The 21,065-nt window shown below is 61.1% G+C and carries 16 protein-coding genes; 3 read left to right on the top strand and 13 right to left on the bottom strand.

Annotated elements, in window-relative coordinates; all coding sequences use genetic code 11:
• Positions 1–100 precede the first annotated feature (100 nt).
• Genes JZY08_RS17415 through JZY08_RS17440 form a run of 6 tightly spaced genes read right to left on the bottom strand, consistent with a single transcriptional unit; the run spans position 101 to position 8,005 of the window.
• Positions 101–1,696 carry an ABC transporter substrate-binding protein gene (locus tag JZY08_RS17415; protein WP_216333438.1) on the bottom strand — a complete coding sequence of 532 codons (1,596 nt, stop codon included), beginning with the start codon at positions 1,694–1,696 and terminating at the stop codon, positions 101–103.
• Positions 1,697–1,745: 49 nt separating this feature from the next.
• The gene (locus JZY08_RS17420) at positions 1,746–2,879 is read right to left on the bottom strand and encodes a DUF917 domain-containing protein (protein ID WP_216332808.1); all 1,134 of its coding nucleotides are present in this window, start codon (positions 2,877–2,879) and stop codon (positions 1,746–1,748) included.
• Positions 2,872–4,428 (bottom strand): hydantoinase/oxoprolinase N-terminal domain-containing protein, encoded by a 1,557-nt coding sequence (locus JZY08_RS17425; RefSeq protein ID WP_216332811.1) that lies wholly within the window; start codon positions 4,426–4,428, stop codon positions 2,872–2,874. The genes JZY08_RS17420 and JZY08_RS17425 overlap by 8 nt, the downstream gene beginning before the upstream one ends.
• Before the next feature lie 17 nt (positions 4,429–4,445).
• A complete protein-coding gene (gene nikE, locus JZY08_RS17430) occupies positions 4,446–6,092 on the bottom strand; it encodes an ABC transporter ATP-binding protein (protein ID WP_216332813.1) in 1,647 nt (548 codons plus the stop codon).
• A 3-nt stretch (positions 6,093–6,095) separates the two neighbouring features.
• Entirely contained in the window at positions 6,096–6,977 is an 882-nt protein-coding gene (locus JZY08_RS17435; protein ID WP_019564714.1) for an ABC transporter permease, read from the bottom strand.
• Positions 6,977–8,005, bottom strand: a complete 1,029-nt coding sequence (locus tag JZY08_RS17440; RefSeq protein WP_003500503.1) for an ABC transporter permease — start codon at positions 8,003–8,005, stop codon at positions 6,977–6,979. Before JZY08_RS17440 ends, JZY08_RS17435 begins: the two co-directional genes overlap by 1 nt.
• 136 nt (positions 8,006–8,141) lie before the next feature.
• Here JZY08_RS17440 and JZY08_RS17445 point away from each other — a divergent pair, with 136 nt between their 5' ends.
• Complete coding sequence (locus tag JZY08_RS17445; protein WP_216332816.1) at positions 8,142–10,493, top strand: LuxR C-terminal-related transcriptional regulator; 2,352 nt, start codon at positions 8,142–8,144, stop codon at positions 10,491–10,493.
• A 6-nt stretch (positions 10,494–10,499) separates the two neighbouring features.
• Here the strand turns inward: JZY08_RS17445 and JZY08_RS17450 are convergent, their stop codons facing one another.
• Genes JZY08_RS17450 through JZY08_RS17470 form a run of 5 tightly spaced genes read right to left on the bottom strand, consistent with a single transcriptional unit; the run spans position 10,500 to position 16,111 of the window.
• Positions 10,500–11,210, bottom strand: a complete 711-nt coding sequence (locus tag JZY08_RS17450) for a ribonuclease activity regulator RraA (protein ID WP_216332818.1) — start codon at positions 11,208–11,210, stop codon at positions 10,500–10,502.
• A gap of 37 nt (positions 11,211–11,247) precedes the next feature.
• Positions 11,248–12,972 carry an L-arabinonate dehydratase gene (gene araD / locus JZY08_RS17455; protein WP_216332821.1) on the bottom strand — a complete coding sequence of 575 codons (1,725 nt, stop codon included), beginning with the start codon at positions 12,970–12,972 and terminating at the stop codon, positions 11,248–11,250.
• A 1-nt stretch (position 12,973) separates the two neighbouring features.
• Positions 12,974–14,053 (bottom strand): Gfo/Idh/MocA family protein, encoded by a 1,080-nt coding sequence (locus JZY08_RS17460; protein WP_082185702.1) that lies wholly within the window; start codon positions 14,051–14,053, stop codon positions 12,974–12,976.
• Positions 14,050–15,066, bottom strand: a complete 1,017-nt coding sequence (locus JZY08_RS17465) for a Gfo/Idh/MocA family protein (protein ID WP_216332824.1) — start codon at positions 15,064–15,066, stop codon at positions 14,050–14,052. Before JZY08_RS17465 ends, JZY08_RS17460 begins: the two co-directional genes overlap by 4 nt.
• Positions 15,059–16,111 carry a Gfo/Idh/MocA family protein gene (locus tag JZY08_RS17470; protein ID WP_216332827.1) on the bottom strand — a complete coding sequence of 351 codons (1,053 nt, stop codon included), beginning with the start codon at positions 16,109–16,111 and terminating at the stop codon, positions 15,059–15,061. Before JZY08_RS17470 ends, JZY08_RS17465 begins: the two co-directional genes overlap by 8 nt.
• Positions 16,112–16,228: 117 nt before the next feature.
• On the opposite strand from JZY08_RS17470, the gene JZY08_RS17475 reads away from it, so the two are divergent.
• Together JZY08_RS17475 and JZY08_RS17480 are read left to right on the top strand one after the other, a co-directional pair.
• A complete protein-coding gene (locus tag JZY08_RS17475; RefSeq protein ID WP_216332828.1) occupies positions 16,229–16,942 on the top strand; it encodes a GntR family transcriptional regulator in 714 nt (237 codons plus the stop codon).
• A 56-nt stretch (positions 16,943–16,998) separates the two neighbouring features.
• The gene (locus JZY08_RS17480) at positions 16,999–17,895 is read left to right on the top strand and encodes an SMP-30/gluconolactonase/LRE family protein (RefSeq protein ID WP_216332830.1); all 897 of its coding nucleotides are present in this window, start codon (positions 16,999–17,001) and stop codon (positions 17,893–17,895) included.
• 24 nt (positions 17,896–17,919) lie between these two features.
• Here the strand turns inward: JZY08_RS17480 and JZY08_RS17485 are convergent, their stop codons facing one another.
• Both JZY08_RS17485 and JZY08_RS17490 read right to left on the bottom strand, forming a co-directional pair.
• On the bottom strand, positions 17,920–19,233 hold the full coding sequence (locus tag JZY08_RS17485; RefSeq protein ID WP_216332833.1) for an HlyD family type I secretion periplasmic adaptor subunit: 1,314 nt from the start codon (positions 19,231–19,233) through the stop codon (positions 17,920–17,922).
• Positions 19,220–21,055 carry a type I secretion system permease/ATPase gene (locus tag JZY08_RS17490; RefSeq protein WP_216332835.1) on the bottom strand — a complete coding sequence of 612 codons (1,836 nt, stop codon included), beginning with the start codon at positions 21,053–21,055 and terminating at the stop codon, positions 19,220–19,222. The genes JZY08_RS17485 and JZY08_RS17490 overlap by 14 nt, the downstream gene beginning before the upstream one ends.
• Positions 21,056–21,065: the final 10 nt, after the last annotated feature.

Consider the following 21,065-nt stretch of genomic DNA (forward strand, 5'->3'; position numbering starts at 1 on the left):
CATGCCGCGGCCGTTCCGGCGCAAGCGATGCTCCTTCCCTTTGAAGTCCCAAGTCTCATCGGCCCCGCCCTCAGGCGGGACCGGTTTCATGCGGCGGAAATCACTCCGCCTTGCAGTCCCAATGGAAGTTGGAGAAGTTCAGGTCCCAGCTCTGCATGGGAATGAACTCGTAACCCTGAAGGCACTTGTTCGCCGCATAACGGCGGTTCGGTGCAACCGCCCAGACATCCGGCTGGAGATCGGCGATCTTCGTCTGCAGTTCCTTGTAGGTGGCGTTCTGCTCGCCGACATCGGTGGTGGCGCGGACCTTGTCGATGAGGCCGTCGATTTCCGCGTTCTGCAGCCATTCCATCGACATCCAGGTGCCGGAGGCCTTGGAATGGTACTGGTTGTAGAACATCGCATCCGGCGACGGATAGGTGGGCGAGATGTTCACCTGCGTCGATGCGGGCGTCGTTTCAGGCTTGGAGGACAGCTCCACGATGCGGTTCCACGGCTCCGGCTTGATATCGAGCGTGATGCCGATCTGCTCGAGGCTGGACTGCAAAAGCAGCGCCACTTCCGCCTCAAAGGCCAGCGAAGCGACATAGCTGTTGACCAGCGTGATCTTCTGGCCGGCATATTTCGACTTCGCCAGTTCTTCCTTCGCCTTTTCCAGATCGTAGACGCCGGGCTGGATATCGCCATTATGTGCGTCCTTGAAGGCGTCGGAGAGCGGTCCCTGCATGTCGAAACCGGGATAGATCACTTCCTGGATAGTCTTGTAGTCGGTCGCATAGGCAATGGCGCGACGAACGTGGACATCATCGGTCGGATAGACCTTGGTGTTGAGCTTGATGACGAAACCGCCGGCGGTGCGGGTCTGGATCAGCTTGTAACCCTTCATCCGGCCAATAGATTCATAGGTGTCGTTGCCAAGACCGTGCGAGGAAAGGCCAAGTTCGCCCTTTTCCGCCAGCGCCTTGACAGTGGCGTCGTCGCTCGTCTGCACGAAGCGCACTTCATCGATCGGCTTGCCCTTGGTCCAGCCAAGGAAATAGTCCGCATTGCGGGCGATAACCATATCGGCAGAACGGTTGTAGCTGACGAGCTTGTAGGGGCCGGAACCGGCGGAATGTTCGCCGACATAGGCCTCGCCCCATTTATCTTCGGGCTTGGCATTGGTTTCGATGAGCGTCTTGTTCAGCGCCATCATCAGCGGCGTGGCCGCCATGAAGGGCGAGAACTGACGTTCGATCTTCATGACGAGCGTCGCATCATCAGGTGCGGTAACGTTCTCAGGCTTCAGCACGCCGACGATGAGGTTCGACGGGCCCTTGTTGATGCCGAGCAGACGCTGCACCGACCAGACAAGATCGCCAGCCTTCACCGCCGTGCCGTCCTGGAACTTCGCGTCGTCGCGAAGATGGAAGGTATAGGTCAGGCCGTCCTCGGAAATCTCCCAGGATTTCGCCAGATGCGGCACGATTTCGCCCTTGGCGTTCACCGTGGTGAGGCCGTCATACATGTTCACGATGGCCATGTAGCCGGTATAATCGGTCACCTTCGCCGGGTCGAGCGAGCTGAATATCTGCATGGTATTGACTGCGACCGATACCTTGTCTTCCGCAAGGGCTGCGGAAGACACAAGTGGCAGCACGAGCGCCGTGCCGAGCGCCAGCGCGGCGAGACGGGAAGAAAGTACAGGCATTTTCATTTTCATTGTCGTTCTCCTCTTTATTGCGGGTCATTGGCCCCGCTTATGGTTAGGCAGCCTTGCTGACCGGGACGGGCAGCGGTGAGAAAGGAATGTCCGGGTAACCGAAGGCCGCCGGCCCAACGACCTCAAGCGCGCGGGCGCTGCGCAGCAGGTCGTGGCAGGGGATGGCGATGACGGCCACGCGCTGGCCGTAGCGCAGCACTTCGGTGGTGATCGGATAACCGGTGTCGACATCGAGCAGGACGATCAGGTCCGGCACGGTCACTTCCACCTTGCCGTCACGGCGGAACAGCAGGAATTCGTTCTGGATGGCGACGCCCGCCGTCTGGCCCGCGCAATCATCGAAGCCGGAGAGCGTGAGATCGCCGACCGCAAAACCGCCACGCAGGTGGCGCTTCAGATCGGTGATCTTGCCGTTGAAGATGCGCTTTCCGCCTTCCAGTGCACAGACCGCGGCAATCGGGTCGTCCTGCTGCTTGCGGGCGCGGATCACCGCCTCACCGATGGCGATCGCCTTGGTGTAGGTTTTCGGAATGCCGTATTGGTGCACGTAATGCGCCTGCATCGGCGCGGTCGCCAGCATCGCGCCGCCGCCCTGCGAAACGACGCAGGCGCGCGCCATGCGCTCGTGCCAGACTTCGGAAACGGCGTGGCTGAAGATAACAGCATTGCCGTGCAGATCGCACATCACCGACGGCGTGGAACTGTGGCCGTAGATGGAGAAGGTGGTCATCTGCATTTCCGGGAAAGCCCGGCCCATGCCATCGCAATCGAGGATCGGCAGGCCGCCCAGCGCCGCAGTGACCAGCGGGTTCATGGAATTGGAACCGCCGATTTCCTCGCAGACGATGGCGTCGACCGGGGTGCGGATCAGCTCTTCCATCGCCCTGAGGCAACGCAGGCCCTCACGGCCTTCGCGAATGCGCTCGACACCAACGACAGGTGCGCCGATGCCGCCGATGGACATGCAGAGCGCGTCCGGCTCGATGGCGTCGGTTGCAAGAATCTTCATCTCGTAACCGGCCTTCATGGCCTCGAGTGCAAGCAGCTTGCCCAGATAGGGATTGCCGCCGCCGCCCGTGCCGAGAATGCCGGCGCCGATTTCCAGCGCATCGAGATCTTCACGGGTCAGCGTTCGCAATGCCGCTTCGTCATATTTAAGCTTGCGCGTCTCAGCCATGATTGGCTCCCATTTCTCCAACGACTTTCACATGAATGCGGGTGGCATTGCCGGGCAGATAGGCAAGCGGCATGTCCTCGCGCTCGATGACTTCCAGCGTTTCGGCCAGTGCGCCTGCCGCAATCGCCTTCTCGCGTGCCTCGGCCTCGGCCTCGGCAAGCGCGCTCTCACGCGTGCGCCCCTCGATCAGCGAGAAGACGCGGTCCGTCTCGCCGCTGATCTGCGCGATCGCCGCACCGACAGCATTCGCCACCGCGAAATTCTCAGGCCGGATAACCTCCAGATCACCGATACGGTCAGGCATCAGAATGGAGCCGCCGCCAACGGCGATCACCGGCACCGGCGATGACGAAATGCGGCTGCGTTCCACGCAGGACTCGAGCATGTCGTTGATTTTTTTGACCGCAGCATCCACCAGCCGCTTGTCCAGAGTGGAAACCAGCGCCTTTTCGCCCACATCCGCCTTGCCGGATGCAACCGCGATATCGGTTGCCGTCAGGGTCGTGCCACCGAAGCAGAGCGCCTCGCGGCGGACGCGGTAACCGACGGATTTCGGGCCGACGGTCAGGCCATGGTCGCCATTGACGACCAGCGACCCGCCGCCAAGACCGATGGAGAAGACGTCAGGCATGCGGAAATTGGTGCGCACGCCGCCAATATCCACCGTCGTGGACGCCTGGCGCGGGAAGCCATGCGACAGCGACCCGACATCGGAGGTGGTGCCGCCAACATCCACGACCACGGCATCCTTGAGGCCAGTGAGGAAGGCAGCACCACGCATGGAGTTCGTCGGACCGGAGGCGAAGGTAAGCACAGGGAAGCCGCGCACCACATCCGCCGCCATCAGCGTGCCGTCGTTCTGGGTGATGTAGAACGGGCAGGTAATCCCCGCCGCCTTCAGCGCCTCGCCGAAAGCCGCAACGGTGCGGTCGGCAAGCGACAGGAGGCTGGCGTTCATGATCGCCGCACTCTCGCGGGCGAGCAGACCGTGCCGACCGATATCCTTGGACATCACCACCGGCAGGCCGGGGCAGCGTTCCTGAAGGATCTCCTTCGCCCGCACTTCCATCGCATCATTGATGCCGCTGAAAACGCAGGTGACGGCGGCCGCCTTCAGGCCCTTGGCGCGGATGTCGGCGGCGATGCGGACGATTTCGTCCTCATCAAGGGCTGAGATTTCACGACCGTCGAATTCATATCCGCCCCGAACCTGATACCCATGGTTGCCGACGATTTCCCTGAGGTCATCCGGCCAGTCGACCATGGGCGGCAGACCAGCGCCCGACGGCAGGCCGAGCCGGATGGCGGCCACCTCGTCCATATGCCGCCGCTCGATCACCGCATTGGTGAAATGCGTGGTGCCGATCATGACGGCGCCGATGCGTGCCCTGTCGATGCCCGACGCCCCGATCACCTTTTCAAGGGCTTCGATGACACCGGACGTCACATCTTCGGTGGTGGAGGCTTTCACCCCCGCCAGAACGGTTTTATCCTGTAACACAACGGCATCGGTATTCGTGCCGCCGACGTCAATTCCAACGCGATACACGTCAGGCTCCTCTTTTATCAATCGGTCGTTTTTACGAGGAAGCGCATGCGCTCTTCCTCGGTCACGGTGGGTTTCAGACGCTCTTCCTCGTCGGTGACGACGGGGATCGCCGCGATCAGGGCGCGGGTATAGGGATGCGACGGCTCAGCGAAGACCGCAGATGTCACCCCCTCCTCGACGATCTCGCCACGCAGCATGATGGCGATGCGCGAACAGAAATTGCGCATCAGCGACAGGTCGTGCGAGATCATCAGGTAGGTCAGGCCAAGCTCCTCCCGCAGCTGCAGCAGAAGGTCGATAACGGTCTTCTGCACGGAGACATCAAGCGCGGCCGTCGGCTCATCGAGGATGAGGATTTTCGGCTCCGCCGCCAGCGCGCGGGCTATCGCCACGCGCTGCTTCTGGCCGCCGGAAAGTTCGTGCGGATATTTGCCGAGATAGGATTGCGGCAACCGCACCAGCCCCATCAGTTCCTGCATACGGCTTTCACGCGCCTGCCCATCCATGCCGATGGATTTCAGCGGCAGGGTCAGCGTCTGTTTCACCGTGCGCTTCGGATTGAGGGACGTGCCTGGATTTTGATAAACGATCTGCGTCAGCCGTTTGCCGCGCTCTGGTGCCGGGGCGTCGATGACAAGATTGCCAGACGTGGGACGCGAAAGGCCCATGATCATGCGGGCGACCGAGGTCTTGCCGGAACCGGATTCACCCGCAAGACCGAAAATCTCGCCATCCTTCAGCGTCAGGTTCACGTCGCGCACGGCGTGGTAACCGTTGCGTCTGCCGTAAATCTTGTTCAGCCCCTCGATGGTGACGATCGGCGAGCGTGTGCTCTGCGCCAGATCGGTGACGCGCGGGCCATAGAGCGGCGGCACCGCATCCAGCAGCGACCGCGTGTAATCCGCAGCGGGAGCATGCAGGATTTGCGCGCAGGGACCGGTCTCGACGATATCGCCATGGTGCATAACCACGACCCTGTCGGCCACCTTGCGCACGACGCCGAGATTGTGGGTTATCATCAGCAGCGCCATGTTTTCTTCGGCAACCAGCTGGTTGATGAGATTGAGAATTTCATCCTGCGTGGTGACGTCCAGCGCCGTGCCGGGCTCATCGGCGATCAGGAGCTTCGGCTGGTGCAGCAGCGCAAGCCCGATCAACACACGCTGGCGCATGCCTCCAGACAGCTCGGACGGATAGGCATTCATCACCCGCTCGGTATCAGCAAGCTGCACCCGGCGCAGAACCGCCGCAATGCGGGTGCGGCGCTCGGCCTTGGACGAGTTGATGCCATCGCGTTTGTCGGCAAAGCGCATGACATCATCAAGATGCGTGCCGATCTTGAAGACCGGATTGAAGGAAGACAGCGGGTCCTGCATGATCAGCGAAAATGCCGTGCCCTTCAGCGCCTCGCGTTCCCTTCTCGGCATGGCGAGCACATCCCGGCCATCGATCACGATCGCACCGGAGGTGATCGAGGCATTCTTCGGCAAAGTGCCGATGATCGCCTTGGCGGTGACGGATTTACCCGATCCGGTTTCACCGATCAGCGCCACGCGCTCACCAGCGGCAACCGTAAAGGCGACATCGCGCAACACCTGGCGCGTGCGGCCATAATTGGTGAAGGTGACGTTGAGGTTTTCGACCTTGAGAAGCGGTTCAGTCATGGCTTAGCTTTCCACGTCGAACATGTCACGCAGGCCGTCGCCCAGCAGATTGAAACCCAGCGTCACGTAAAGCACGGCCGCACCGGGGCAGAGGACTTCCCACCAGAAATCCGGCATGAACTGGCGCCCGTCGGCAACCATCGATCCGAGATCGGGGGTCGGCGGCTTGACGCCAAAACCGAGGAAGCTCAGCGTCGCGCCGAAGAGGATGACGAAAGCCGCATCCAGCGTCGTCTTGACTGATATGACTGAGACGCAATTGGGCAGGATTTCGCGAAAGAGAATGTGCAGCGGTCCGGCACCGGCAAGACGCGCGGCTTCGATATAATCCTCGGATGCGATGGATTTCGACACCGAATAGATCAGCCGCGCATGCCAGGTCCACCACAGAAGCGTGATCGCGATCATGGCGTTCATCAAGGTGGGTTCCAGCAGGTTGGAGACCGCCAGCGCCATGACGAGCGGCGGCATGGCCAGCATTACATTCGTCAGTCCACTGATGATTTTTTCAGTCCAGCCACCGAAATACCCGGCGACTAGGCCAAGCACCGTACCGACGGGAACCGAAATGCCGAGCACGCCGATGACGAGAAGAAGCGAGACCCTGAGCCCGAAGACGGTACGGGAGAAAATGTCGCGTCCGGCCTTGTCCGTGCCGAACCAGTGCTCCAGATCCGGCGGCATGTGGCGGGCACGGAAATCGACGACAGCGCCGATATGTTTGGGATAGGGCGTGAGCCAGGGCGCAAAGATCGCCAGAACCAAGACCGACAGGAGGATCAGCGAGCCGATGACCGCCGCCGGGTTGCGGCTGAAACGGTACCACATCATGTAACCGGCGCTTAAACCGCGATCGGTGGGTTCGAGCATTTTCATATCAGCCATCAGCGAGCCTCCTTGCGGCGCAGGCGCGGATCGATGATCGAGATCAGGACATCCACGATCAGGTTCGCAACGATGAAGAACAGGCCGGCCACCAGCACCACGGCGGTCACGGCATTGAGGTCTTTCTGCAGGATGGCGTTCAGCCCGTAGGAAGCGAAGCCGCCCCAGGCGAAGACCATTTCGATCACGAAGGCATTGCCGATCAGCGAGGCGAATTCGAGCCCCATGATCGTCAGCGGCGCGATGGAGGAGAGCTTCAAGAGATAACGGAAGATGATGACCCGCTCCGGCACGCCGAAGCTTTGCAGGGTGAGCACGTGATCCTTGCGCTGGTTCTCGATCATCGAGGAACGCGTGATGCGGGTGATCTGGCCGATGCCGGCCATGGAGAGCGCAAAGGCCGGCAGCGCAAGGTGCTTCAGCGCATCCAGCACCACATCGAACCGTCCGGCAAGCGTCCCGTCGATCAGGATGAAGCCCGTCGGGCCGCCCTGCCAGCCGAGCGAGTGATCGAGCCTGCCGATGATCGGCCAGCCGGAGAGAAAGCGGGCGGCGAGCAATTGCAGCGTGATCGCAAAGAGAAAGCTCGGGATCGTCACGCCTGTGAGCGACAGGATGCGGCCGATATGGTCGAGCGGCCGGTCGCGGTAATGCGCGGTGATGACGCCGAGCGGGATGGCGACGGCAAACATGAAGATGACCGAGACCAGAACAAGTTCGACGGTGGCGGGAACGGTCTGCGCCAGATCGGTGGTGACCGGACGCTGGGAAACCAGTGAGAAACCAAGATCGCCGTGCAGGGCATTGCCGATATAGTCGAGATATTGGGCGGCGAGCGGCTTATCGAGACCCATCTCGCCGCGCAGCGCATCCACCTGTTCCTGCGTTGCCGCGGGGCCGAGCGCCATGCGGGCGGGATCACCCGGCACCACGCGGGCGAGAACGAAAATCATGATGGACAGGGCGATCATGACCAGCACGAAAGCGCCGAGCCTGTTCAAAATCGCGACCAGCGGATGTTGCTGCATCGTTGGAACGTTCCTTGTGCATCAGTTGCCTGAGCACAAGTTTTCACCACATGTCCTTTCGAACAATCGCCGAAAGGTATAGTTTTTTGATGAATGAGTATAGGTTTTTGAATTCAAATCGCCTATCCCTTTCTCAATGACGCTTCTGCCGCGCACCCACCTCTGCCGCCGCATCGCCAGCGAAACCGCAGGCGTGATCTTTCTGCGCGCACCCGCAGGTGCGGGAAAAAGCGTTCTCATGGACTTGCTGGCACACGAGCTGGGAACCGAGGTATGCCGGACGCACCAGCCTAGAAGTGATGATGCGGCAAAAGGCTGTCTGCTTTGGGATGTGCCGGTCTTCGCACGCGCGGTCCGCATGCCCGCCCCTATTCTGGAAACCGTGCGTTTCGTGGTCATTGCCTGCCGTCCGGATCAACGTGTCAGCGGGCTGGCACGGCAGATCCTGCATCGCGGCTCGCTGACGATCGGGGCGGATGAACTGGTCTTCGGCCAAGATGAGGCCGCGGGCCTCCCAACGGAACAGAAGCGCCTCGCGCTTGATGACTATGCGGGGTGGCCTGCCTTTCTGTCTCTCGCCCGCCTGGCCGACGAAAAACTGTGCGTCGACTATCTGCGGGAAAATTATCTTCCACACCTGTCACCGGCGCAGACGGTTGCGCTTTCGCTCTGGCTCGAAAATCCCTCGGCAGCACCAGGCGCGGACTGGGCCGAACTCCTGCCGCCGTTCCTGACCGCAAACCCGGAAAAACACGGCACGCTGATAAGGCTTCTGACCGTGGCGGCGAAAGACCGTCTCGCCACATTGCAGGCTGGCAGCGCCGTGGTGGAGGTCGCCTCGGCTTTCGAAAGAGAAGGGCGAGCGCTTGCGGCAATGGCGATGCTGCTCGACCGCGGTTATGAGACCCATGCCGCGCAAATTCTCGAACGCGCCCATGGGCGCGAACTGATCTATCGAAGCAGCGTCGACAGGTTTCGCGATATCATCATGCGGTTTTCGCAGGACATGATCGCGGCCAATGAAACCGTGCTCTTTGCCGTTACCCGCGCTCTTCTGAAACAGGGGGAATTGCAGCGCGTGCGCCATCTGCTCGGCAAGAGCCTCGGTTCGGATTATCTCGACCCACTCAAGGTGCTTTCCCGTGGCTCGCGGTTTTCCTTTGCCGCCCGCACTTTCCGGCTGAACCTGATGATCGCCGAGGACCTGACCCCCAATGACGCCGTGATAACGCGTCTCGCGGAGTTCATGGCCGATTATCCCATGGACGATCACGGCAAATGGGCGGCCTACTACAATGCGCTGCTGGAATTCGAAATCCGCCGCCGCAATTTCCGCGAGGCCGAGGCCGCCGCCGCCCGCGCTCTGATCTATCTGCGCAAGATGGGCGGGCAGCCCCTGCTGGAATTTTTCATCCATCTGCACCAGATCGTGCTGCGGCTGATGAGCGGCGATGTGCTTCTCGCCCGTCGAGCGGCGCAGGAGGCGCGCGCGCAGCTGGAACAGGTGCCGCATGATGCTGCGCAGGAGTTCCGGATGTTGCGGCTGGCGGAAGCCTGTCTTGCCTATGAGGCGGGAAAGCCGCGCGACCTGCTGCATTTCGTCGAGCATGAATTCGATCATTTCGCTGCCGCCGAGATATGGCCGAGCCTGATGCAGTTTGCCCTGTTTTACGCCTCGCAGGTGTTGATCGACCATTTTCCGATGACCGTTCGTCCGGGCTTTCTTGATGGCCTGTGGATCCATCTTTCGGAAGGGCTGCAGTTCCATGCAATGATGGAGATCAGAACAGCCCTTGCCTATCAGAACGCCACCCGCTGGGCGGACGCCGCTGCGACGCTTTCGGCAATCCGCATGCCGATGGGCCGCAACTGGGTGGAAAGTGCGCATGAGGACCTTTCCCGGCTGATGCGCCGCGACGAAATCGCCTATGTGATGGCCTGGTTGCGCGATGCGGTGCATCTTTTCACGCCGCGCGCCTATCTCTCCCGCCAGATCGACGCGATGATCGCCAATCCCAAGGTTACCAACCGTGAAAAGGTCGCGCTCAGAATCTGGCAGAGCTATGCCGCACACCAGCGCCGCGACAATGCCGGCGCCCGCGCCCATATCCTCACCGCTCTTGAATCGGCAACGCGCCTTGGCTGCAACGGCGTCCTGTCGGAGGAGCGCATATTCCTGTCGCCGCTTCTGAACAATCGCCGTATCCGCAGTTTCATCGAAACCTCTTCCGATGTCCGAACCGCGCTGTCGATTTTCGCCGCTTCGGTGAATTCACCGCAGGCACGCGCCCTGCATGGCGGGCTTTCACAGCGGGAAGCACAGATGCTGCAACTGCTGGCCAGCGGCATGTCAAACAAGAAGATCGCTCAGACGCTCAACATCTCGGAAGTGACGGTGAAATTCCATCTTGGAAACCTGTTCCGCAAGCTGGATTGCAAACGCCGCGCGGAGGCAATCCGCGCGGCGAAAGCACTTGGATGGCTGTAACCGGGCTCAGCGGTTGTTCGTCTTGCGCCATTCGGCAAAGGCTGTCTGGTGTTCTTCCTTGGTGCAGGGATAAAGCCCGATGATCGACTGACCCGCCTTGACCTGCTCCACCACGAAATCCTCATAAGCCGTCATTTCCACCGCCTCGGTGGCAATCTCGTCGGCAATGCCGGCGGGAATGACGATGACGCAGTCAGCGTCGCCAACGATGATGTCGCCGGGAAAGACCGGCGCGTCACCGCAGCCGATCGGGCCGTTGATCTCGATCGCCTCGTGTTTGGTCAGATTGGTCGGGCTGGAAGGGCGTGTGTGGTAGGCCGGAATATCCAGCTCGGCAATCGTGGCCGCGTCACGAAAACCGCCATCGGTAACGATGCCCGCACCGCCGCGAACCATCAGCCGCGTGACCAGAATATCACCGGCCGAGGCGGCGCTCGCATCCTTGCGGCTGTCGATCACCATCACATGGCCCGGCGGGCAGGTTTCAATGGCGACGCGTTGCGGATGGGCGGGATTGCGAAATTCAACGAGCTGGTTGCGATCCTCACGCGCGGGCATGTATCTGAGGGTAAAAGCCGGGCCGACCATATTCGTGCCCTTGTAACCGAGCGGATGCACGCCCTGAATGACCTGGTTTCGCAAGCCGCGCTTATAAAGCGCCGTTGCCAGTGTTGCGACGGAAATCGTCATCAGCTTTTCGCGCGTCTCGTTGTTCATCCGGTGTCTCCTGTCATTCTGCTTGATGGCACATGGCCTAAAAAATATCCGGCTCACCGGCCGAGCGGCCGAAATCGGTCTGCAAGAAGTCGAAATCGCATCCCTGATCGGCCTGGCTCACGTGTTTCGAGAAAATGTAGCCATAGCCGCGCTCATAACGCGGCGGCGGTGCCTGCCAGGTGGCCCGACGGCGAGCGACCTCCTCATCGCTAACCAGCATGTCCAGACGACGCTGCGGCAGATCAAGCCGCACGATATCGCCTGACTTCAGCAAGGCGAGCGGTCCGCCGATAAAGCTCTCCGGCGCGACATGCAGAACGCAGGCGCCATAAGAAGTGCCGGACATGCGGGCATCGGAGATGCGCAGCATGTCGCGATGGCCTTGTCTGATCAGCGCCTTGGGGATCGGCAGCATGCCCCACTCTGGAAAACCGGGGCCGCCAAGCGGGCCGGCATTGCGCAACACCAGCACATGATCCGGCGTCACATCGAGATTTTCATCGTCGATCGCCGCCTTCATCTCGGGATAGCTGTCAAAAACCAGTGCCGGACCTTCATGGATGTGAAATTTCGGATCGCAGGCGGCGGGTTTGATGACCGCACCGTCCGGACAGAGATTGCCGCGCAAAACGGCGAGTGAACCTTCCGCATAAACCGGATTGTCGAGTGAACGGATCACATCGTCATTATAAACCTTTGCGCCCTCGAGATTTTCGCCCATGCTGCGGCCGGTCACCGTCAAGGCGGAACAGTCGAGGCGGCTTTCAAGCTGCTTCATCAACGCACGCAGGCCGCCCGCATAATAGAAGTCCTCCATCAGATAGTCCTTGCCGGAGGGGCGGACATTGGCGATGAGCGGCGTGACGCGGCCAAGCTCATCCAGATCGTCAAGCGTCAGCGGCACACCGGCGCGGCGCGCCATGGCGATCAAGTGCACGACGGCATTGGTCGAACAGCCGGTCGCCATCGCGACGATGGCGGCATTGCGGAACGCGGCCGCCGTCAGAATGCCGTCCGGGGTCAGATCCTCACCCACCATTTCCACGATGCGGCGCCCACAGGCGGCAGACATGCGCTGGTGTTCGGCATCCACCGCCGGAATGGAAGACGCGCCCGGCAGGGTGAGCCCCAGGGCATCGGCAATAGCCGTCATGGTCGATGCGGTGCCCATGGTCATGCAGACGCCGGCGGAACGGGCGATACCGCCCTGAAGCCCACGCCACTCCTCATCGCTGACATTGCCGGCCCGCCTCTCGTCCCAATATTTCCAGGCGTCGGAGCCGGACCCCAGCACCTTGCCGGCATAATTGCCGCGCAGCATCGGCCCGGCCGGCAGATAGATCATCGGCACGCCGGCCGAGATTGCACCCATGACGAGGCCGGGCGTCGTCTTGTCACAACCGCCCATCAGCACCACGCCATCAAGCGGATGAGAGCGGATCATTTCCTCCGTCTCCATCGCCAGCATGTTGCGGTAGAGCATCGATGTCGGCTTGGTGAAACTCTCATCGACCGAGAGAGACGGCATCTCGACCGGGAAGCCGCCCGCCTGCAAGACACCGCGCTTCACATCCTTCACGCGTTCGGGAAAATGCGCGTGGCAGGTATTCAGCTCCGACCAGGTGTTGAGGATGCCGATAACCGGCTTGCCGACAAAATCCTCTTCCGCATAACCGAGCTGCATCATGCGCGAGCGATGGCCGAAACTGCGCAGGTCGTCAGGAGCGAACCAGCGGTCGGATCTCAATTTCCTGTCGGTCATGTCAGGCTTCCCGCAAAACCGGCGCCTGCGGCGCCCAGCCCTTGTAGAGATCGTCATCGGAAGTCAGCGGCAACCGCACCGGCTGTCCCTGACGCACGGATTTGTAGATGGCGGTGACGAGTTCGATGGATCGCAACCCGTCAGCCACGGTCACTTCATTGCCGCCACGGCCCTCCACCGCATCCGCGATAGCTTCGAGGAAACCGGCAAAGCCATCCAGCCCTGTGCCGACCTTTGCCAGAACCGCGTCGATCTCCTCCTGCGTCGTCGGCGCGCGTGCCGTGAAGCGCCAGGTGTCTTCGGCCGGCGCATAAGGCTTGGTGCCGCTTTCGGCGGTCAGCCCCTCGAAACAGAAGCGCAGCCGTGACGTATCATTACCCGCGCCGAGCGTGACGGAGCTTGTGACCAATGCCCCACTCTTCATGCGCAGACTGATGGCGGCGCAATCTTCCGTTTCGATGGTGTTCACCCGCGTATCGGCAAACGCGAATACTTCCTCGACGGGACCCAGCACGTGGCAGATGAGATCATGGGCATGAATGGCATGGCCGAGGGTCGCGCCGCCGCATTCGCCTTTCCACGTGCCGCGCCAAGGAATGGAGTAGTAGTCTGCGCCCCGGTTCCAGTGCACTTCGGAACTGGCGACAAAGGCTTTGCCCGCAAGACCGGCATCGATGAGCGCGCGCAGCTGCCGCATGGCATGGCCGAAACGATACTGGAAAACCGGGAAGACCTGACGCCCCGTGTTCTTCACCGAAAGCAGCAGCGCATTCGCCTCTTCCAGCGAACGCACCAGCGGCTTTTCGCAGATCACATCCTTGCCGGCGGCATGGGCCTGCAGGGCAACCGGAAAATGCAGGTGCGGCGGCAGGCATATGTCGATCAGCGAGATGCTCTCATCCGCCAGTACCTCATCCAGGCTGGCGGTCACCTTTATCGAGGGGTCATCCTCGGCAAGCTTGCGCGCCCGCTCCAGATCGAGATCGCAGATTGCCTTGACCGCGTAACGCCCGGAAAGTGCGCGATACCCCTTCAGATGCAATGCGCCGATGCCGGCGCCGATGATTGCAACGCCGATCATGCCGCTCTCCCTTCAGCCTTTGCCTGCGCCTGAAGCGCCAGTTCGCAAACCTTGAACACGTGCGCTTGCGGCATGGCGGTTTCGGTGCGGTTGCGGATATCGGCCGACAGGCGGTCGAAATAGGGCAGGCCGGCATCGGAAGCATCGATATATTCGCAGCGGTCGCCATTGACGAGAATGAGCCGGTCAGTGCCCGGCTTGTTGCCGAGATCGACATATTTCCGGAGCTCGATATAGCCTTCCGTTCCCAGAATGGTCAGGCGGCCATCGCCCCAGGTCGGCAGCGCATCGGGCGTATACCAGTCGACGCGGATGTAACCGTGGCCCCGGTCACCGCGCAGCAGCACCTCACCGAAGTCCTGCAAACCCGGATCGCCGGGATTGGCGTAATTCGCCACCGTCGCCGAAACCACTTCCACCTGCGTCGAGCCAGTAAAGAACATGAACTGGTCGATCTGGTGGCTGGCAATATCGGTCAGGATGCCGCCATAGGACTCCAGATCGAAAAACCAGTTGGCGCGCAGCGCCCGGTTGAGACGGTGCGGCCCCATGCCGATGGTCTGTACCACCCGTCCGATTGCGCCTGCGGCCACCAGCTCCGTGGCCTTCGTCACGCTTGGCACCTCGAAACGTTCCGAAAAATTGACCGACCAGATGCGTTTGGTCCGGGCAACGGCCTCGCGCAAACGTTCCAGTTGCGCGAGAGTCGTGCATCCCGGCTTGTCCGACATCACATCCTTGCCCGCATCCATGGCACGGACAGCAAGATCGGCACGGTTCTTCGGAACATCGGCGATCAGGACAAGGTCGATGGTCGGGTCGTCAAGCACGTCTTCAACGCTCTTCATGCGCGGAACGTCGGGGAACCGTTTCAGGAAACCTTCCACGACTTCTGGTTCGCCTTCCGTCCACCAGCCGGCAAATTCCGCCCCGGCATTCAGCATGTTCTGTGACATGCCAAAAATATGCCGGTGCTCGATACCGAGAGCCGCAAATTTGATTGGTTTAGTCATTGCGCAGTTCCACTTCCTTGCCGCCTTCGGCGGATTTGACAATTGCATCGATCAGTCGGTGAGAAAGGAGCGCGGCCTTACCGGTTACCACCGGATCACGCTCCGAAACGAGGGCATCGACGAAATCCTCAAGGACAGCCTGATGCCATTCATGGGTGAAGGCCATGGGATCGGCGCCGCCGCCGGTGCCGGACGCAGCACCGCCAAAAGCCTCGTTGCGCCCGTCCCTCCAGTCCACATGCAGCACTCCGGAAGCGAGTCTCAGACTTGCCTTTTCAAAATGCAGGGTAATTGTTTCCGCCCCGCCGGGAAAACTGGCGGTACTTGCCACCAGTGAGCCTACGGCGCCGTTTTCGAAACGCAGCCCGGCAGAGACGAAATCCTCCGTCTCCATCCTGTGAAACCGCGTCGTTGCCGCCATGGCCTGCACCCGCGCGACCGGACCGGCAAGGCTGAGCGCTAGATCGATCGTATGGATCGCCTGCGATATCAGAACGCCGCCGCCATCCCGCTCCCGCGATCCGCGCCCCGGCTCGTCGTAGTAGGCCTGGGTGCGCCACCAGGGCACGGAAATCTCGCAGACACCGAGTGCACCGAGGGTGCCGCTGGCAATCAGCTCTTTCGCCTTTCGGGATGCCGCCCGCATACGGTGCTGGAAAACAATGCCGAGCGTGACACCGGCCCCGCGGCAGAAAGCAACAAGTTCCTCGGCTTCCACTGTGCCGCGGGCAACCGGCTTTTCAAGAAGGATATGTTTGCCGGCGCGCGCGAGCGGCTGGACCACGCTTGCGCGGGCGTTCGGCGGTGTCGCAACAATGGCAAAATCCACCTCGGGATCGTCGGCGACCTCCTCAATGGATCGATAGACGGCGACATCATTCCCGACAAGTTTGGATGCCTCTTCTGCAAGGCGTGCCGCCCGCCCGGAGCCGCCATCGACAAGTCCCTTGAGCGTCATTTTATCGGCACAGGCGGCCGCTGCCAGCACATGGGTTCTGGCCACCATTCCCGCACCAACAATGACAAAAGTTTTGCCTGTCCGCATGACCGCGAGCCTCCCAACCCACGCTTGGCGGTAAAAGTGCATACCGGTATGCCGGTTGTCAATAAATTTGCATTCCGGTAAACAGGATTATGAGAATTGCCGGAAGCAGGGGGAAAAATGCGAAAAGGCCTGACGACAGAGCGCCCGACCCCGGAGATGGAGCCGCTGGATTTGAACCGTCCCGCGGTGGACCAAATCTATGCCGCGCTGAAGGGCGCCATCCTCGCAAGACAGCTTGCACCGGGTCAGGCCGTGTCGGAAAACGATATCGGCCAGCTTTTCAATTCCAGCCGCACGCCTGTTCGCGAGGCATTGAGCCGTCTTCGCGATGACGGGCTGATCGTTACCCTGCCAAGCCGGGGAACCTATGTTTCAAAGCTTTCGGAACAGCAGATCAGAAGCGCTCAATTCATCCGCGAGGCGCTTGAAGTGGCCGCCATTCGCAGGCTTTGCCAGATGGATTTGTCCACCCGGGCGATGCGCGACATCGAACAGGCTCTGGCCGCCCAGCGCCAGGCGATCGTGGACGGCGACAGAAAAGCGTTCCGCATGCATGACGATCAGTTTCATAGCGCGCTGGCCGCCGCCACCGGCCTTGACCGTCTGGAAACACTGCTGATGCGGGAAAAGGCGGCACTGGACCGGTTGCGGGTGCTCGCCATAACCGATGAGGCCCATATGGCCCGCCTGCTTTCCGAACATGAGGCTGTCTATGACGCGGTCAAAGCCAGGGATGAAGAGCGCGCCGTGGAATGGCTGCGCCAGCATCTGCGACGCGTCCTTGGCATTTTGTCGCAAATATACGAGGCTCACCGCGAATATTTCGACTAGGGCGAAAATCCTGCAAACATCAGACCGGACGAACTGAAATTACAATGGCAGAGATAATGCGGAATTTGGGACAGGCGGAACTTTTCTGCGACGTGATCGGCACGCTTGCGGAATCCCCCGTATGGGACGAACGGCGACAAGCCCTTTTCTGGTGCGATATCGTGGAGAAAAAGCTCCATTCCTTCGCCCCTTCCAGCCGGACATACTGGACATGCACCCTTGCGGACACCGTCTCCTGTCTTGGCCTTTGTGAAAGCGGCAGGCTGATCGTCGCGTGTGGAATGCAGATCCTGCTGGTTGATCCTGAAAGCGACACGGTGCAAATACTCGTCACCATACCCGCGCCCGATGCCCTGCCCTGCCGGCTGAATGATGGCCGTGTCGGCCCGGACGGCGCATTCTGGGTTGGCACCATGGATGGTGGGCCGTTCAGCGAGATACGACCGAAAGGTCAATTATGGCGGGTCACCGCAAACGACATACGTCTTATGGAGACGGGGATGACCTGTCCCAACGGCCTCGCCTTTTCCGCCGACGGATCGGTGATGTGGCATAGCGATTCCGTTCAGCAATGGATTCGCAGGCGACGTTTCGACAAGAGCAGCGGCACTTTCGACGACGGCCGGATCATCGCTCGGCCAACCGAGGAAGATGGCCGTCCGGACGGCGGCTGCGTGGATGGCGCCGGCAGGTACTGGAGCGCCGGCGTTTCCGCTGGCGTGCTGAATGTTTACGATGATGACGGCAAGCCATTCAATAAAATCCGGATGCCCGTACCGCATCCCACCATGTCCTGTTTTGGTGGCGAGGATTTCCGGACCCTGTTCGTCACCTCACACGGAAACAAGATGAGTGAGGAGACCCGTTCGCGCTTTCCCCATTCCGGCGGCGTCTGGGCCATTCCGGCCGATGTTCATGGTTTTCCTGCCTTCCGCTTTGCGGACGGGGCATGACCCGTCCGCTGTCTGCCTGAAGCTTCAGTCCTCCCGGAAGGCGCGGCTGATCTGGTCCGTCAGCGGTTTGGCGATATAGGACAATGCGGTCCTTTCGCTGGTCTGGATGAAGGCCTCAGCAGGCATGCCCGGCACCAGCGGCGCATTGTTCAGCTTTTCCCGCTCGGAGACCGGCACTGAAATTCTCGCCAGATAATAGGACAGACCGCTGCGCTGGTCGGTGGTGATATCCGCCGCGATGCGACTGACATGGCCTTCCAGTTCCGGCGTGACGCGCTGGTTGAAGGCTGTCATGCGCAGCATGGCTTTTTGCCCCAGCTGCAGCTGGTCGATATCCTTCGGTACGATCTGCACCTCCAGCGCCAGCTCATCTCCGTCGGGCACGATGAGCATGATCGGATCGGCGGGTGTCACCACGCCGCCCACGGTATGCACCGCCATTTCATGCACCATGCCGGATTGCGGCGCGATGATATCGATACGTTTCAGCTCATCCTCGGCAGCCACCTTCCGCTCGACATATTCGCCCATCTGAGCCTGTATCTCGCGAAGTTCGCGCCCGACCTCGGTGCGGAGTTCCTGATCGATCTGGAGAATTTGCAGTTTCGTCTCGGTGATCCGGCCTGCCGTCTGCGCCTGATAGGCGATTTTTTCGCCACGCTCGCCGCCAAATGTCGCGGCCTGGGTCTGCAGGCTGTTCAGCCGCTGCACGGAGACGACACCCTGTTCCCGGAGGGATTTCTGCGAGATGATCTCGGCCTGCAGAACGGCAAGGCCATTGTCATAGGCAACCTCCTGCGCCTTCAGGCCTTCAATCTCGTGCTCGAACTGGGTGATGCGCTCGGATAGCTGCGCTTTGCGCCCCTCGCGGTAAGATTTGCGGAATTCGAACAGCTTGGTTTCGCTGCGCATGGCGGAAGCGACATCCGGATCGTCCTTGCGCGCGACAAGAGCCTGCGGAAAAGTGAGTTCCGCCAGATCGTCACGCTCGGCCTCCAGCCTTGCCATGCGTGCGCTGAGCTCGTCCAGCCGCTTGGTGACGATGGCGAGATTGGCGCGGGTCTGGGTCGCGTCGAGACGCATGACGACATCGCCGGCCTTTACCCTGCCACCCTCGCTCACCAGAATTTCGCCGACGACGCCACCTTTGGGGTGCTGCACTTTCTTGCTGTAGGAATCCACGACTAGATGCCCGGACGCCACGACCGCACCGGCAAGATTGGTCGTCGCGGCCCACCCGCCGACACCGGCCAGCAGCGCAACACTTGCGGCAAGGCCGGCAAGAAGATGTTTGCGGATGGAGCGGGACACATGGGTGCGCTGATCAATTTTTGACATCCGCATCTCCTTCCTGATTACCCTCTTCCAGGACAACCGGCTGAACCTGGGTATTGGCAACGACACGCAGCGGTGAGACCGTCTGGGCGGATGCGGCAAATCCCTTGACCGCCTGCCCCTGCGGAACGCGCAGCACCTTTGACAGCACCTCGTCGCGCGGGCCGAAGGCTTTCATCCGCCCCTCCTCCATCATCAAAATGAAATCGACGGCACCAATCGCGCTCGGCCGATGCGCAACGACAACGGCGATGCCGTTGCGCGCCTTGACAGACGCAATCGCCCTGACGACGGCCGCTTCGCCTTCCGCATCGAGATTGGCGTTCGGCTCGTCCAGCACCACAATGAAAGGATCGCCATAAAGTGCACGGGCAAGACCGATGCGCTGGCGCTGTCCTGCCGAAAGCGCGGAGCCGGCTTCACCTATGTCGCTGTCGTAACCCTTTTCGAAACGCAGGATCAGTTCGTGGGCACCCGCAGCTTTCGCCGCCATGATGATGGCCTCGGGATCGGGTTTGTCCTCGAAACGGGAGATGTTTTCGCCGATCGTGCCGTCGAAAAGCTCCACGCCCTGCGGCAGATAACCGATGTGGCGGCCGAGAGCTTCGCGATCCCATTGATCGAAGCTCGCGCCATCGAGCCGCACCTTGCCGGCGGCCGGCATCCAGGCACCGGTGAGAATGCGCGAAAGGGTGGATTTGCCCGAGCCGGACGGGCCGATGACGCCGAGCGCGTTTCCGGCGGTCACGACAAAACCAAGTCCTACAACGGTCGGCTTTCTCTCCCCCGGCGGAACGATGGTGACGTTTTCGACCCGCAGTTCCGTCTCGGGCTTCGGCAGAGCCATTGCTGCGGCCGTGGCCGGCATCTGCGCGAAAAGCTCTTTCAGCCGCGCCCAGCTCTGCCGGGCCGCCACGAAGGATTTCCAGTTGGAAATCGCCAGATCGACGGGCGCGAGCGCCCGACCCATCATGATCGAGCTTGCGATCATCACGCCGCCAGAGGCTTCCTGGTTGATGACCAGCCACGCACCAACCGCCAGAATGGCCGATTGCAGCACGACCCGCAGGGATTTCGCAATATTGCCGAGACCGCCGGCCACATCTCCCGCCTTGCGATTGGCGGCGAGATAGGCCTCGTTGGAGATCTGCCAGCGTTTGCCGAGCCGGCCGCCGAGCCCCATGGCCTGCACGACCTCGGCATTGCGGCGCGAGGCCTCCAATTGCCGGTTGCGCGCCATGTTTTCCACCATAGTGTCGCGGATCGGCTTCTGCGAGAAGATGTTGGTGAGGATCGTGAGGGAAACGAGCAGCACCGCGCCAGCAAGCGCCGTTACGCCGATCCAGAAATGAAACAGAAAACATATGCCGAGATAAAGCGGCATCCACGGCAGATCAAAAAAGGCGGTCGGTCCCGTGCCGGAGAGAAAACCGCGCACATTGTCGAGATCGCGCAGCGGCTGCAGACCGTCACCCGGCATGCGGTTGACGAGCGGAAGACGCACCACCGCATCATGCACCCTGCCGGAATAACGCATGTCGAAATCTTCACCGATGCGGATCAGAACGCGGGCACGGATGATATCGAGCAGGCACTGAAAGCCGTAAAGGCCAAGCGCGAGAAGGGCGAGCCCGACCAGCGTCGGCAGGCTGCCGCTTGCCAGCACCCGGTCATAAACCTGCAACATAAAGAGCGGCGACGTGAGCGCGAGTATATTGACCACGCCACTGACGAGCGCAACGCCGAGAAACGTGCTTTTAAGGGGCGAAACAACCGCCGCAGTGAGGGACTGCGGCGGTGTCTGCTGGTGGTTTTGAAAGCCCACAGCCTGATTT

Source organism: Rhizobium sp. X9 (assembly GCF_018873185.1).
In the GTDB taxonomy this organism is placed as follows: Bacteria; Pseudomonadota; Alphaproteobacteria; order Rhizobiales; family Rhizobiaceae; genus Agrobacterium; species Agrobacterium oryzihabitans.

Bases quoted from the DNA above. Each gene is read 5' to 3' on its own strand.
- JZY08_RS17415 (WP_216333438.1), bottom strand. From the start codon at position 1,696: ATGAAAATGCCTGTACTTTCTTCCCGTCTCGCCGCGCTGGCGCTCGGC.
- JZY08_RS17465 (WP_216332824.1), bottom strand. From the start codon at position 15,066: ATGACTAAACCAATCAAATTTGCGGCTCTCGGTATCGAGCACCGGCAT.
- JZY08_RS17470 (WP_216332827.1), bottom strand. From the start codon at position 16,111: ATGCGGACAGGCAAAACTTTTGTCATTGTTGGTGCGGGAATGGTGGCC.
- JZY08_RS17475 (WP_216332828.1), top strand. From the start codon at position 16,229: ATGCGAAAAGGCCTGACGACAGAGCGCCCGACCCCGGAGATGGAGCCG.
- JZY08_RS17435 (WP_019564714.1), bottom strand. From the start codon at position 6,977: ATGGCTGATATGAAAATGCTCGAACCCACCGATCGCGGTTTAAGCGCC.
- JZY08_RS17420 (WP_216332808.1), bottom strand. From the start codon at position 2,879: ATGGCTGAGACGCGCAAGCTTAAATATGACGAAGCGGCATTGCGAACG.
- JZY08_RS17480 (WP_216332830.1), top strand. From the start codon at position 16,999: ATGCGGAATTTGGGACAGGCGGAACTTTTCTGCGACGTGATCGGCACG.
- JZY08_RS17450 (WP_216332818.1), bottom strand. From the start codon at position 11,210: ATGAACAACGAGACGCGCGAAAAGCTGATGACGATTTCCGTCGCAACA.
- JZY08_RS17485 (WP_216332833.1), bottom strand. From the start codon at position 19,233: ATGTCAAAAATTGATCAGCGCACCCATGTGTCCCGCTCCATCCGCAAA.
- JZY08_RS17445 (WP_216332816.1), top strand. From the start codon at position 8,142: ATGACGCTTCTGCCGCGCACCCACCTCTGCCGCCGCATCGCCAGCGAA.
- araD (WP_216332821.1), bottom strand. From the start codon at position 12,972: ATGACCGACAGGAAATTGAGATCCGACCGCTGGTTCGCTCCTGACGAC.
- JZY08_RS17460 (WP_082185702.1), bottom strand. From the start codon at position 14,053: ATGATCGGCGTTGCAATCATCGGCGCCGGCATCGGCGCATTGCATCTG.
- JZY08_RS17440 (WP_003500503.1), bottom strand. From the start codon at position 8,005: ATGCAGCAACATCCGCTGGTCGCGATTTTGAACAGGCTCGGCGCTTTC.
- nikE (WP_216332813.1), bottom strand. From the start codon at position 6,092: ATGACTGAACCGCTTCTCAAGGTCGAAAACCTCAACGTCACCTTCACC.